The organism is Methylobacterium sp. 285MFTsu5.1, from assembly GCF_000383455.1.
Taxonomy (GTDB): domain Bacteria; phylum Pseudomonadota; class Alphaproteobacteria; order Rhizobiales; family Beijerinckiaceae; genus Methylobacterium.
This window is the reverse complement of the sequence record NZ_KB911271.1, coordinates 500,993-514,769: the sequence shown is the minus strand read 5'-3', so window position 1 is coordinate 514,769 and position 13,777 is coordinate 500,993. Positions and strand designations below refer to the sequence as shown.

The window sequence follows — 13,777 nt, the reverse complement described above, 5'->3', positions numbered from 1 at the left end:
GAGACGCAGCCTCTTGCGAGAAAGTCTAATCACAAGGATGCCGGCGCGGGAACCCGCGCCGGCACCATTTTTCACTTCAAACCCTGCGGCCGATTAGTTCGGCAGGGCGAAGACCGTCAGCTGACCGCCGAGGTTGGTGTACTGCGACAGAGCCGCGTAGCCACCCACCGCGCCGAGGCCGGCGTTCGGGTCGGTCAGGCCGGCCGCGAGGCCGATGCCGGCCCAGCCGCCGACGCCCGAGAGGACGCCCACGTACTGCTTGCCCTTGTGCTGGTAGGTCATCACGTTGCCGATGATGCCCGACGGGGTCTTGAACTTGAACAGCTCCTTGCCGGTCTTGTCGTCGACAGCCTTCAGGTAGCCCTCAAGCGTGCCGTAGAACACGACGTCGCCAGCGGTGGCCAGAGCACCGGACCACACCGAGAACTGCTCGGGGTTCGTCCACTTGATCTTGCCGTTGACGCCGTCCCACGCGATGAAGTTGCCCATGCCGCCGTGCGAGTTCGGGGCCGGGTACATCGAGAGGGTCGCACCGACGTAGGGCTGGCCCGGGGTGTAGGTCACCCGGAACGGCTCGTAGTCCATGCAGACGTGGTTGGTGGGCACGTAGAACAGGTTGGTCTTCGGCGAGAAGGCCGCAGGCTGCTGATCCTTGGTGCCCAGCGCCGCCGGGCAGATGCCCTTGGAGTTGGTGTCCTCACCGTTCTGCTCGGTCGAGTACTTCGACACGACCAGCGGCCGGCCGTAGTTCTTCGAGCCCTTGTCCATGTCGACCTTGGTCGCCCAGTTGACGGCCGGGTCGAACTTCTCGGCGACGAGGAGGGTGCCGTCCGCGCGGTTCAGCGTGTAGCCGAAGCCGTTACGGTCGAAGTGGGTCAGGAGCGGCTGCTCCTTGCCGTCGATCTTCTGATCCGTGAGGATCATCTCGTTGATGCCGTCGTAGTCCCACTCGTCGTGGGGGGTCATCTGGTAGACCCACTTGGCCATGCCGGTGTCCGGGTTACGCGCCCAGATGGTCATGGACCACTTGTTGTCGCCCGGACGCTGCTTGGGGTTCCAGGTCGAGGGGTTGCCCGAGCCGTAGTACATCAGGTCGAGCTTGGGGTCGTACGAGAACCAGCCCCAGGTGCAGCCGCCGCCGGTCTTCCACTGATCACCTTCCCAGGTCTTCAGCGAGGAATCCTTGCCGATCGGCTTGCCGAGCGAGGTGGTCTTCTCCGGGTCGACGATCAGCTGATCGTCCGGGCCCTCGGAGTAGCCGCGCCACACCTTCTTGCCGGTCTTCAGGTCGTAGGCGGTGACGTGGCACTGCACGCCGAACTCGCCGCCCGAGATGCCGACGATGACCTTGTCCTTGACCGGCAGAACCGTCGCGGTGTTGGTCTCGCCCTTCTTCGGGTCGCCGTTCACGACCGACCAGTTGACCTTGCCGGTCTTGGCGTCGAGCGACACGAGGGTGGTGTCGGCCTGGTGCAGGAGGATGGCGCCGTCGGCGTAGGCCAGACCACGGTTGACCGTGTCACAGCACATGACCGGGATCACGGACGGATCCTGCTTCGGCTCGTACTTCCAGACGATCTTCGCGTCGTGGTCGAGGTCGAGGGCGTACACGATGTTCGGGAACGGCGTGTGCACGTACATCATGTTGCCGACGACGAGCGGCGAGCCCTCGTGGCCGCGCAGCACGCCGGTCGAGAACGTCCAGGCGACCTGCAGGTCCTTGACGTTCTTGGCGTTGATCTGGTCGAGCTTCGAGTAGCGCGTATTCGCGTAGTCTACCGTTTGAAGAACCTGTTCCGCCGGGTTGGCGATGCCCTTCATGACGCTTTCATTGGCCAGCGCCGGCGCGGCGACGGCCGCGACACCTGCGCCGAGCGCAAGGAGATGTACCGCTCTCATGGGTTCCTCCGACAAGTCTTGAGAGTTCTCACGGCGCGCGAAGAGAGTGGCGTCGCTCGGACTCCGACCTGACTGTTTGCGACAGGGATGGACGCCTCGGTAGCGGGCATAGTGGACTTCGAGGAGATCTACTGATCCCCTAGCCAGGAGCCGCCATCCCTGAGGCGTCTCCCTCGAAACCGAGGCTTGCCCGGACCTTAAGAGATTTTTGAGCGCCGTCAACTCGCTGTTCGAGGCCTGTGGGCACACGGTGAAAGCTTCTTTTCGGGTGACACAGGCACGACGGATGTCATGCGTTTGCGAAAAGAAATGTTGCGACGCACAAGAGATGCTGCCTGCTCTGGCCTCGGTCTCACGGGGTTGTGTCCGTCTCCCATGCAGACCTTGCAAACAGGCGAGCTTTGCTGCGCTTAAGCATGCGTCCCCCGCGCGGTGTGCGGGATTCAGGCGCGCCCGGGCGCGCGGCCGTTGCGGGTCCGCGGACTGCACTGCAAGACGCTTCGGTGGCTATCGGTTGCCGAAATTTCCCGGGATCCGGCTGTGCGCCCAGTCGCCGCATCCCGTTTTTCCGCGGATCCCCGCGTGATCGGTGGGGTTCGCGCGCGACAAATTGCCGAATCATCCCGACTTCGGGAATCGGCATGGGTCGCGCACGCGGACCACGGGGTCGGTGGCGGAAGCTGCTGAACGGCTCTTGCCGGCGTCAGACCGCGCCGACCGGCCCGGTGCTCTCGAACTCCGCAGTGTCGCCGATCAGGTCGGTCACGGAGATATTGAGGCGACGGCCGTTGGACAGGCGGAGCTGGGCATCGGGCTCGAGCCAGACCGGTCGCAGGCCCGCGTAGCTGCCGTACAGATTGCCGTAAGCGACGACACCGCCTTCGCGCCTCTCGACCACGACCCGGTAGCGGACGCGGACGGCCTCACACCCTTCGGCCGACACGAGACCGCGTCCGGTCAGCGTCTTGAGGATCTCGTTCGGCTCGAACATACGCGGGACGCAGGGGCGGGATTAAGCGGCAACCGAATTGCCATTTAATCCCGGACCCGCGGCGAGTCACGCCCGCCAGTGCGGATTGTGCGGTCAGTGCCGCCGCGGCGTCATCGGTCCGGGTCGGCGCCGCTGCCGACAGGTTCGGCTTCCAGGGGACGGACCACGATGCGACCGGACTCGACCGAGAGGGCCAGCCGTCCCTGCTTCAGCGCCAGCGCCTTCTCGCCGAACAGCGTCCGGCGCCAGCCCTGCAGCGCCGGGACCTCGGCGTCGTCGTCGTCGGCGACCGCCTCCAGATCGTCGACCGTGGCGATGATCTTCGGCGCCACGCCCTCGGCCTCGCAGACCGCCTTCAGCAGGACCTTCAGGAGCTCGACGATCGCGCCGTTGCCGCCGCTCCGCCGCACGCGCTCGGGCATCCGGACGGCGCTCGTGTCGCGGGCGAGACCGCGCTCCACGGCGGCGACGATGTCGGCCCCCGTCCGGGAGCGCTCGAAGCCCGCCGGGATCGTCCGCAGCCGCCCGAGCGCCTCCGCGCTCCGCGGCGCCGCCGAGGCGATATCGATGACCGCCTCGTCCTTCAGGACGCGCCCGCGCGGCACGTTGCGCGTCTGCGCTTCGCTCTCGCGCCAGGCCGCGACCTCCATCAGCACGGCGATCTCCCGCGGCTTGCGCATGCGGCCGGAGAGGCGGCGCCACGCCTGCGCGGGATCGGCGCGGTAGGTCTCGGGAGACGTCAGCACCGCCATCTCCTCGTCGAGCCACGCGCCGCGGTCGGTCCGCAGCAGCTCGGCGACGAGGACTTCGTAGATCTTCACCAAGTGGGTGACGTCGGACAGCGCGTAGGTCAGCTGCGCCTCCGAGAGCGGGCGCCGCGACCAGTCGGTGAAGCGGGAGGACTTGTCGATCTTGGCCTTCGCGACGTCGTTGACGAGCTGCTCGTACGAGACGGAATCGCCGTAGCCGCAGACCATGGCGGCGACCTGCGTGTCGAAGAACGGGTGCGGCAGGATCCCGCCGATCAGCCAGATGATCTCTAGGTCCTGGCGGGCGGAGTGGAACACCTTGACGGTGCCCTCGTCGGCCATGAGGGCGATGAACGGCCCGAGGTCGATCCCCGGCGCCAGCGGATCCACCAGGACGCCGGTCCCGTCCGGTGCCGCCATCTGGATCAGGCACAGTTTCGGATAATACGTCGTCTCGCGCATGAACTCCGTGTCGACGGTCACGAAGGGCTGCTCGGCGAGACGTGTGCAGATCTGGCGCAGCGCGTCAGTGGTGGTGATCAGGTCCATGCACCGGCTATACGCAACCGCGGCGGACATGGGGAGACGCGGCTTCGCAGGTCCCCATCTTTCACGCGTTCACGCGCGGCCCGATGACCGCGATCACGCCACGGCCGCGACCGCCGCCTTCCGGCGCGCCCGCGCCTGCCGGCGGATCCGCAGCGCGTCGGCCCGACGCTGCGCCTCGGCGCGCGCGAGCAGGCGGTCGAGGATGCCGGTCTCGATCCGCTCGCCGGTGGCCCCGTCGACGAGGCGGCGGATCCGGTCGACCCGGAACCCGCGATAGCCGCCGCGCCGGGCATCGATGCCGCCGAGCAGCGTCCGCCCCGGCCCGAGCCTGAGCTCGCGGGCGTCGAGGGAGCGGTTGCTCCAGGCCCCGGCCGCGTCCTCGTAGACGAGGTCGAAACGGCCCTCGAGGGGCAGCGTCCGCCACCCGGCCGCGGCGCGTTCGGGCGCCGCCTTCGCGGGGCGCTCCAGATCGAAAAAGAGGTTGTCGTTCATGGAGATGATATGGGGATTCGGGGTCTTCTGCGGTAGGCCGGCAGGCGAGTCGCGCGCGGCTTTCGGCGCCGTTCTGCGCGCCCCGCGCTTGACTTGGGGGGCCTCGCGTGAATGGTGCCGGCCTTCCCACAGAAGAAGCCCGTCATGCACCGTTACCGTTCCCACACCTGCGGGGCGCTCCGCCCGTCCGATGTCGGGCAGAGTGTCCGCCTCTCCGGCTGGTGCCACCGCATCCGCGACCACGGGGGCGTGCTGTTCGTCGATCTGCGGGACCATTACGGCCTGACCCAGTGCGTGATCGATTCCGATTCCCCGGCCTTCAAGGCCGCCGAGGCCGTGCGCTCGGAATGGGTCGTGCGGATCGACGGGCGCGTGCGCACGCGCCCGGCCGGCACCGAGAATGCCGAGCTGCCGACCGGCGCGGTCGAGATCTACATCGACGACCTCGAGGTGCTGGGTCCGGCGGGCGAGCTGCCGCTGCCGGTCTTCGGCGACCTCGAGTATCCGGAGGAGACGCGGCTCCGGTACCGCTTCCTCGACCTGCGCCGGGAGAAGCTCCACGCCAACATCATGAAGCGCGGCGCGATCATCGACTCGCTCCGCCGCCGGATGCGGGACGGCGGCTTCTTCGAGTTCCAGACCCCGATCCTGACAGCCTCCTCGCCCGAGGGCGCCCGCGACTACCTCGTGCCGTCGCGCGTCCATCCCGGCAAGTTCTACGCGCTGCCGCAGGCGCCGCAGCAGTTCAAGCAGCTGACGATGATCGCGGGCTTCGACCGCTACTTCCAGATCGCCCCGTGCTTCCGCGACGAGGACGCCCGCGCCGACCGCTCGCCGGGCGAGTTCTACCAGCTCGACATCGAGATGAGCTTCGTCACCCAGGAGGACGTGTTCCAGGCGGTGGAGCCGGTGCTGCGCGGCGTGTTCGAGGAGTTCGCCGAGGGCAAGCGCGTCACCAAGGAATTCCCGCGGATCACCTACGCGGACTCGATGCTGAAGTACGGCGTCGACAAGCCGGACCTGCGCAACCCGCTCATCATCGCCGACGTCTCCGACCTGTTCGCCCGCGAGGACGTGGCGTTCAAGGCGTTCAAGGGCGTGGTCGCCTCGGGCGGCGTCGTCCGGGCGATCCCGGCGACCGGCGCGGCGAGCCAGCCGCGCTCGTTCTTCGACAAGCTCAACGACTGGGCCCGCTCCGAGGGCGCGCCCGGCCTCGGCTACGTCGTGTTCGAGGAGGAGAACGGCGCGCTCACCGGCAAGGGGCCGATCGCCAAGTTCATCCCGGCGGAGGTTCAGGCCCTGATCGCCGAGCGCTCCGGCGCGAAGGCGGGCGACGCCGTGTTCTTCTCCGCCGGTCCCGAATCGAAGGCGGCCGGGCTCGCCGGCAAGGCGCGTGTCCGGATCGGCGACGAGCTGGGCCTCTGCGACAAGGACCAGTACGCGTTCTGCTGGATCACCGACTTCCCGATGTACGAGTGGAGCGAGGAGGAGAAGCGGATCGACTTCTCCCACAACCCGTTCTCGATGCCGAACATCGACCGCGAGGAGTTCCTCGCGCTCGACCTCGACGCCCTCGCCGGCGAGGACGAGAACGGCGCGAACACCAAGCGGATCCTGGACATCAAGGCGTTCCAGTACGACATCGTCTGCAACGGCGTGGAGCTGTCCTCGGGCGCGATCCGCAACCACCGTCCGGACGTGATGGAGAAGGCCTTCGCCATCGCGGGCTACGGGCACGAGGTGCTGGAGCAGAAGTTCGGCGGCATGCTCAACGCCCTGCGCATGGGCGCCCCGCCGCACGGCGGCATCGCGCCGGGCGTGGACCGCATCGTCATGCTCCTGTGCAACGAGCCGAACATCCGCGAGGTCGTGCTGTTCCCGATGAACCAGCGCGCCGAGGACCTGATGATGGGCGCGCCCTCCGAGGCGACCCCCAAGCAGCTGCGCGAGCTGCACATCCGCCTCAACCTGCCCGAGAAGAAGGCCTGAGGCGCCCATAGTCCCCCGCGGTGGCGAGCCTCGTCGCGATCGTCGTCGCCCACGACAGCGCCGACGTGCTGCCGGCCTGTCTCGCGGCGCTCGCCGGCGAGCATGTGCCGGCGATCGTCGTGGACAATGCCAGCCGGGACGCCTCCGCGTCGGTCGCGGAGGCGGCCGGCGCGCAGGTGATCCGCAACGCCCGCAACGAGGGCTACGGCCGCGCCAACAACCGGGGCGTCCGCGCGGCCGAGACGGCGGAGCACGTCCTCGTCGTCAACCCGGACGTCGTGCTGCGGCCGGGCACCGTGGACGCCCTGCTGGACGCGGCCCGCACCTGGCCGGATGCCGGGCTTATCGCCCCGCGCCTCGTCGAACCCGGCGGGCGCTTCTTCTTCCAGGCGCGGTCCCTGCTCGCGCCCTACCTGACCAATCCCGCGGGCCGGCTCGCGCTGCCGCAGGGCGATGCCTGCGCGCCGTTCCTCTCCGGGGCCTGCCTGATGATGCCGCGCGCCCTGTTCCTCGACCTCGGCGGCTTCGACGAGAACATCTTCCTGTTCTACGAGGACGATGACCTGTGCCGGCGCGTGGCCGATAGCGGCCGCGCCCTGATCCACGTCCACCGCGCCGAGGCGCTGCACGGTCGCGGCCGATCGTCGGCGCCGGAGCCGGGACGGGTGTTCCGCGCGCGCTGGCATCAGGCGTGGTCGCGCGCCTATGTCAGCCGGAAGTACGGCCTTTCGGACCCGAGCCTCGCCGTCCTGGGCGCCAACCTGCCGAAGGCGCTGCTGTCGGGTCTGGTCCTCCGGCGGGCCGGGCTCGAGCGTTACGGCGGCTCGGCCGCGGGCGCCCTCGCCTTCCTGCGCGGCCGGACCGCGCTGGCCCGCGAGGGTCTGACCGGATGAGTGCGCCGACGATCGCGACCGCTCTGGCGCGCGGGCGCAACGGCTTCACCGGCCTGCGGCTGATGCTGGCTCTGGCCGTCGTTGTGTCCCACGCGTTCAGCGTCGCGACCGGCGCGGCCGGCGACGAGCCCCTCGCCCGGCTCACCGGCTACACGCTGGGCGAACACGCGGTGAACGGCTTCTTCGCGGTGTCGGGCTTCCTGGTCACCATGAGCTGCGACCGCCGCGGCCTCCGGGACTACGCCCTCGCCCGGACCCTGCGGATCCTCCCGGGACTCGTGGCGGCGACGCTCATCGTCGCGCTCGGGCTCGGCGCGGCCCTGACCCGCCTGCCCGTCACCGAGTACTGGCGCGATCCCGCCCTGTGGTCGTTCATCCGCGGGACGCTGACGACTTTCAAGAGCAACGCCGCCCTCCCCGGCGTCTTCGAAGCGAATCCCTACCGGGCGCCCCTCGGCACGGTCTGGACGCTCAAGTACGAGGTGCTGTGCTACCTCGGCGTCCTCGTCGCTGCCCTGAGCGGCCTGCTCCGGCGCCGGTGGTCGGCGCCCCTGATCGTGGCCGGCCTGACGCTTGCCCTGACGATCGCCTGCGGCCTCCGCGGTCCGGACCTGCCCAAGGGCACCGAGACGGCGCTGCGCCTGCCGCTGATCTTCGCGGCCGGGGCGTGTCTCTACCTGTGGCGCGACCGCCTGCGTGTCTCGGCCGCGGCCCTCGCCTGCCTGGTCTTCGGCGCCTTCGTCCTCGCGCGGACGCCGGCCTACCCGGCCCTTCTGTTCCTCGCCGAGGCCTACGGCGTGGTCTGGCTCGCCCTCGGCCCCCTCGCGCGCGGCCTTTTCGACCCTGCGGCCGACCTCTCCTACGGGATCTATCTCTACGGCTGGCCGGTCCAGCAGACCCTGCATGCCCTGTGGCCGGCCGCCTCCGGGCCCGCGCTGCTGGTGCCGGCCCTCGCCCTCACGCTGCCGGTCGCGGCGCTGTCCTGGTACGGGGTCGAGCGGCCGGCCCTGTCGCTGAAGGCGCGCGCGCTCGGGCGGCGGCGCCTCGGCACGATCGAGCCGGCCGGGCCGTGACCGCCGACGGGCCTCTCCCGCCCCTGAAGACGCTCGCTCGCGCGGCGCGGATGCTGGAGGCGGACGGCTTCGCGATCGTCGCCCGGAACGAGCGCGGCGACAGCCTCTACCTGCGGCGACCGGACTGCGCCTGGCACCTGCGCGTCTCGAACCACCGGCGCACCGCCAAGCAGCGCGCCCGGCGCTCCGATATCCTCGCGAGCCTCGTCATCGACGGGCCGCGCTCCTCGGATCAGATCGGGAACCTCGTCCGCGAGGCCGTCCGGAACTTCGAGGCCGCCCTGGCGCGGGTGGCGGATCAGGCGTCCGCGGCGGGGTCGCGGAAGTAGGGCTCCACGGTGCCCTTCAGCTTCACGGTCATCGGGTTGCCGGCCCGGTCGAGGGCCTTGCCGGCCGAGAGGCGGACCCAGCCCTCGCTCACGCAGTACTCCTCGACGTTCGTCTTCTCGACGCCCTTGAACCGGACACCGACCCCGCGCTCCAGCACCTTCTCGTCATAGAACGGGCTGTTCGGGTTGGAAGCGAGGCGGTCGGGGGGCGTGTCGGTCATCGTCCGGATCTCGGATGGTCTTCGTATGGGGCCCCGCCGGTACGGGAATCCGCGCCCGCGCGCAACGCCGCGAGCAGGTCGGCGATCCGCCCGCTCTGGAGCAGCGGCACCAGCCGCGTCACCGCGTCGTGCGGGAGGTCCCACCACGCCGCCGCGACGAGCGCCTCCACGGTCGCCGCGTCGAAGCGGTGGCGCACGACCTTGGCCGGGTTGCCCGCCACCACGGCGTAGGCCGGCACGTCGCGGGTCACCACGGCGCGGGCCGCCACCACGGCCCCGTGCCCGACGGTCACCCCCGAGAGGATCATGCAGCCGGACCCGAGCCAGACATCGTGCCCGATCACCACGTCGCCCCGGGAGGCGTGGAAATCCTCCGGCGCCGCGGCGTCCGGGAACAGCCCGCGCATCGCCGCGAACGGATAAGTCGACGCCCAGTCGAGGCGGTGATCGCCGCCGAGCAGGATCTCGACCTTGTCAGCGATGGAACAATAGCGGCCGATCGTCAGCCGCCGACCGCTCTCCGGGAAGCGGACTTTTGGACGCCCGTACGAATAAGCGCCTATGGAGAACCCGTGGGTCCTCGCCAGCTCGGCGAGGTGGATCCGGGTCTCGTTGTGCGGGTTGCGCCCCCTGCGCAGCCGGTGCAACAGACCGGTCATGACGCGAGCCCGCGCGATGCGCGACTGCGTCGTCCTCGGTGAAAAAGGTGAGCGGGAGCGTGGGCGATGGCCGATAACATGTCCGAGGACCTCAAGGCCGGGGCGCTCGTCTACCACCGCCTGCCCAAGCCCGGGAAGCTGGAGATCCAGGCGACCAAGCCGCTCGGCAACCAGCGCGACCTCGCCCTGGCCTACTCGCCCGGCGTCGCCGCGGCCTGCATGGCGATCCACGACGACCCGCAGCAGGCCGCCGAACTCACGGTGCGCCAGAACCTCGTGGCGGTGCTGTCCAACGGTACGGCCGTGCTCGGCCTCGGCGATATCGGCCCGCTCGCCTCGAAGCCCGTGATGGAGGGCAAGGCCGTCCTGTTCAAGAAGTTCGCCGGCATCGACGTCTTCGACATCGAGGTCGACCAGAAGGACGTGTCGAAGCTCGTCGACGTCGTCTGCGCCCTCGAGCCGACCTTCGGCGGCATCAACCTCGAGGACATCAAGGCGCCCGAGTGCTTCGAGGTCGAGGAGCAGTGCCGGGCCCGGATGAACATCCCGGTCTTCCACGACGACCAGCACGGCACCGCGATCATCGTGGCCGCCGCCGTCCTCAACGGCCTGGAACTCGCCGGCAAGAACCTGTCCGACGTCCGGATCGTCACGTCCGGCGCCGGCGCGGCGGCTCTGGCCTGCCTCAACCTGCTCGTGTCGCTCGGAGCGACCCGCGAGAACATCACGGTCACCGACATCAAGGGCGTCGTCTACAAGGGCCGCGCCGAGCTGATGGACCGGTGGAAGGACGTCTACGCCCAGGAGACCGACAAGCGGACGCTCGCCGAGGTGATCCCGGGGGCGGACGTGTTCATCGGCCTCTCGGCCGGTGGCGTGCTCAAGCCCGAGTACCTGAAGGAGATGGCCGAGAAGCCGCTGATCATGGCGCTCGCCAACCCCTACCCGGAGATCATGCCGGATCTGGCCGAGAAGGAGCGGCCGGACGCCATGATCTGCACCGGCCGGTCGGACTTCCCGAACCAGGTCAACAACGTCCTGTGCTTCCCCTACATCTTCCGCGGGGCGCTCGATGTCGGCGCCCACAAGATCAACGAGGAGATGAAGAAGGCCGCCGTCAAGGCGATCGCGGGCCTGGCCCACGAGACCACCTCGGACGTGGTCGCACGCGCCTACGGCGGCGAGGCCCGGCCGTTCGGACCGAAATCCTTGATCCCGAGCCCGTTCGACCCGCGCCTGATCCTGCGCATCGCCCCGGCGGTGGCCAAGGCCGCGATGGATTCCGGCGTCGCCGGCCGGCCGCTCCCGGACCTCGACGCCTATGTCGAGAGCCTCGACCGGTTCGTGCACCGGTCCGGCCTGATCATGAAGCCGCTGTTCTCGAAGGCGAAGGCCGAGCCCAAGCGCGTGATCTACGCCGAGGGCGAGGACGAGCGCGTGCTCCGCGCCGTCCAGGCGATCGTCGAGGACAAGGTCGCCCTGCCGATCCTGGTCGGCCGGCCGCGGGTGGTCGAGACCCGCCTGAAGCGCTTCGGCCTGTCGATGGTGCACGGCCGCGACTTCGAGCTGATCGATCCCGAGGACGATCCCCGCTACCGCGCCTACGTCCAGACCTATCTGGAAGTCGCCGGTCGCCGCGGCATCACGCCGGACGCGGCCCGGACGCTGGTCCGCACCAACAACACGGTGATCGGCGCCATCGCGGTCCGCCGCGGCGAGGCCGACGCGCTGATCTGCGGCCTGGAGGGCCGCTTCGAGACGCGCCTGCGCATCATCCGCGACGTGATCGGGCTCGCGCCGGGCGTGGAGCAGTGCGCCGCGATGAGCCTCGTGGTGACGCATAACGGCGCCTACTTCCTGGCCGACACCCATGTCCGCCAGAACCCCACGGCCGAGGAGATCGCCGACGTGGCGCAGGCCTGCGCCAGCCACGTCAGCCGGTTCGGGATGACGCCGAAGATCGCGCTCCTCAGCCACTCCGATTTCGGCCAGTCGGATTCGCCCTCCGCGATGAAGATGCGCGACGCCCTCGCGCTCCTGCACACGCGGAATCCCGAGCTGCAGGTCGACGGCGAGATGCAGGCCGATTCCGCCCTCAACGAGATGGTGCGCGAGCGCGTCCTGCCGGGCTCGCGCCTCAAGGGCGCGGCCAACGTCCTGATCTTCCCGAATCTCGACGCCGCCAACATCGCCTTCCAGTTCGCGAAGGTGCTGGCGGACGCGCTGCCGGTCGGCCCGCTCCTGATCGGCCCGGCCAAGCCCGCCCACATCCTGACGCCGTCGGTGACGGCGCGCGGCATCGTCAACGTCACGGCCGCCGCCGTGGTCGAGGCCCAGGCGGACGAGGCCGTCGCGCGCGCCGAGGAGGGCGGCGTCGGCATGCTCTCGGAGTGAGGGGCGCCCGTCGGCGGCCGCCAGCGTGGCCGTCGATTTGCTTGCCCGCCCCGGGACCACGAAACCACCGGGAGACGACGCGATGTGCGCGGGCGACGATCCAACCTGCCACGCCTTCGAGGAGCACCGCCGCCGGTTCCGGCGGGATCTCGAGCCTGAGCGGCGCGCCTTCCTTAAGAGCGGCTTCGCGGCGACCGGCGCCGCGGCCGCGGCCCTCGCGGCCGGCGGTCCGTCGCTCGTGAGCCCGGCCCTGGCCCAGGCGAGCGGCGCCAAGATCGCCGCCACGGCGCATTACCACCTGCCGGCGAATGCCGAGACGGTCCACTGGGGCTTCTTCAGCCGCAGCCTCAAGCCCAAGGTCGAGATCGGCTCGGGCGACTTCGTCACGATCGAGACGCTCACCCACCAGGCGAGCGACGATGCCGAGCGCATGATCCAGGGCGATCCGGGCGCCGAGAGCGTCTATCTCTGGACCAAGGACAAGATGGGCGTCTCGCCCCGCGGAGCCGGCGCCATGGACGCCAAGGTCGGCCCCGGCGGTGGCCTCGGCGTGCACATCTGCACCGGCCCGGTGGCGATCCGCGGCGCCGAGCCCGGCGACGTCCTGGAGGTGCGCATCCTCGACGTCGCCCCCCGCCCCTGCGCCAATCCCAGGTACAAGGGACTGGCCTTCGGCAGCAACGCGGCGGCGTGGTGGGGCTACCACTACAACGACCTGATCACCGGCGATAAACCCCGGGAGGTCGTGACCATCTACGAGGTCGACGCCACCGGCGAGCGCGACTGGGCCCGGGCGGTCTACAGCTTCCGCTGGCCGGGCGTGACCGACCCGTTCGGCGTCTCCCACCCGACCATCGATTATCCCGGCCTGCCGGTGGACCACACGAAAACCCAGAAGACCTTCGAGGTCCTGAAGGGCATCCGCGTGCCGATCCGGCCGCATTTCGGCACCATGGGCGTGGCGCCCGCCGAGGCCGACCGGGTGAACACGATCCCGCCGAGCTACACCGGCGGCAACATCGACAACTGGCGGATCGGCAAGGGCGCGACCCTCTACTACCCGGTGGCGGTGCCGGGCGCCCTGTTCTCCGTGGGCGATCCCCACGCCAGCCAGGGCGATTCCGAACTGTGCGGCACCGCGATCGAGTGCTCGCTCACCGGCACCTTCCAGTTCATCCTGCACAAGAAGGCGGACCTGCCCGGCACGCCGCTGGAGGCGCTCGACTTCCCGATGATCGAGACCCGGGACGACTGGGTTCTGTCCGGCTTCAGCTACCCGAACTACCTGCGGGATCTCGGTCCGGACGCGCAGAGCGCGATTTTCCAGAAATCCTCGATCGACCTCGCCATGCGCGACGCCTTCCGGAAGATGCGCCAGTTCCTGATGCACGCGAAGGGCCTCACCGAGGACGAGGCGATCTCGCTGATGTCGGTCGCGGTCGATTTCGGGATCACGCAGGTCGTGGACGGCAACTGGGGCGTCCACGCCGTGGTCAAGAAGGCGATCTTCTCCGATCGCGTCGCCTGACGCCTGACCCG

Annotated in this window: 12 protein-coding genes; 6 read left to right on the top strand and 6 right to left on the bottom strand. The window is 69.6% G+C overall.

The window, feature by feature from the left end; translation table 11 throughout:
• Positions 1-93: 93 nt before the first annotated feature.
• The 4 genes from xoxF1 to H288_RS32160 form a co-directional block, all read right to left on the bottom strand.
• Positions 94-1,899 (bottom strand): lanthanide-dependent methanol dehydrogenase XoxF1, encoded by a 1,806-nt coding sequence (gene xoxF1, locus H288_RS0106690; protein ID WP_026604740.1) that lies wholly within the window; start codon positions 1,897-1,899, stop codon positions 94-96.
• A 703-nt stretch (positions 1,900-2,602) separates the two neighbouring features.
• Positions 2,603-2,890, bottom strand: a complete 288-nt coding sequence (locus H288_RS0106685; RefSeq protein WP_020091819.1) for a hypothetical protein — start codon at positions 2,888-2,890, stop codon at positions 2,603-2,605.
• A gap of 110 nt (positions 2,891-3,000) precedes the next feature.
• Positions 3,001-4,188 (bottom strand): ribonuclease D, encoded by a 1,188-nt coding sequence (gene rnd, locus H288_RS0106680; protein WP_020091818.1) that lies wholly within the window; start codon positions 4,186-4,188, stop codon positions 3,001-3,003.
• A gap of 93 nt (positions 4,189-4,281) precedes the next feature.
• Positions 4,282-4,680: a hypothetical protein gene (locus H288_RS32160; protein ID WP_020091817.1), complete on the bottom strand. Its 399-nt coding sequence runs from the start codon at positions 4,678-4,680 to the stop codon at positions 4,282-4,284.
• A 144-nt stretch (positions 4,681-4,824) separates the two neighbouring features.
• Here H288_RS32160 and aspS point away from each other — a divergent pair, with 144 nt between their 5' ends.
• Genes aspS through H288_RS0106655 form a run of 4 tightly spaced genes read left to right on the top strand, consistent with a single transcriptional unit; the run spans position 4,825 to position 8,964 of the window.
• Positions 4,825-6,669, top strand: coding sequence for an aspartate--tRNA ligase (aspS, locus tag H288_RS0106670; RefSeq protein WP_026604739.1), 1,845 nt, complete (start codon positions 4,825-4,827; stop codon positions 6,667-6,669).
• A gap of 20 nt (positions 6,670-6,689) precedes the next feature.
• The gene (locus H288_RS0106665) at positions 6,690-7,562 is read left to right on the top strand and encodes a glycosyltransferase family 2 protein (protein ID WP_020091815.1); all 873 of its coding nucleotides are present in this window, start codon (positions 6,690-6,692) and stop codon (positions 7,560-7,562) included.
• Complete coding sequence (locus H288_RS0106660; protein WP_020091814.1) at positions 7,559-8,635, top strand: acyltransferase; 1,077 nt, start codon at positions 7,559-7,561, stop codon at positions 8,633-8,635. The genes H288_RS0106665 and H288_RS0106660 overlap by 4 nt, the downstream gene beginning before the upstream one ends.
• Entirely contained in the window at positions 8,632-8,964 is a 333-nt protein-coding gene (locus H288_RS0106655) for a hypothetical protein (RefSeq protein ID WP_020091813.1), read from the top strand. Before H288_RS0106660 ends, H288_RS0106655 begins: the two co-directional genes overlap by 4 nt.
• Here the strand turns inward: H288_RS0106655 and H288_RS0106650 are convergent.
• Positions 8,934-9,185, bottom strand: coding sequence for a DUF3297 family protein (locus tag H288_RS0106650; protein ID WP_020091812.1), 252 nt, complete (start codon positions 9,183-9,185; stop codon positions 8,934-8,936). The genes H288_RS0106655 and H288_RS0106650 overlap by 31 nt on opposite strands.
• On the bottom strand, positions 9,182-9,844 hold the full coding sequence (locus tag H288_RS0106645; RefSeq protein ID WP_020091811.1) for a CatB-related O-acetyltransferase: 663 nt from the start codon (positions 9,842-9,844) through the stop codon (positions 9,182-9,184). The genes H288_RS0106650 and H288_RS0106645 overlap by 4 nt, the downstream gene beginning before the upstream one ends.
• A gap of 66 nt (positions 9,845-9,910) precedes the next feature.
• Here H288_RS0106645 and H288_RS0106640 point away from each other — a divergent pair, with 66 nt between their 5' ends.
• A complete protein-coding gene (locus tag H288_RS0106640; RefSeq protein WP_020091810.1) occupies positions 9,911-12,238 on the top strand; it encodes an NADP-dependent malic enzyme in 2,328 nt (775 codons plus the stop codon).
• An 82-nt stretch (positions 12,239-12,320) separates the two neighbouring features.
• Complete coding sequence (locus H288_RS0106635) at positions 12,321-13,766, top strand: acetamidase/formamidase family protein (protein WP_020091809.1); 1,446 nt, start codon at positions 12,321-12,323, stop codon at positions 13,764-13,766.
• Positions 13,767-13,777 lie beyond the last annotated feature (11 nt).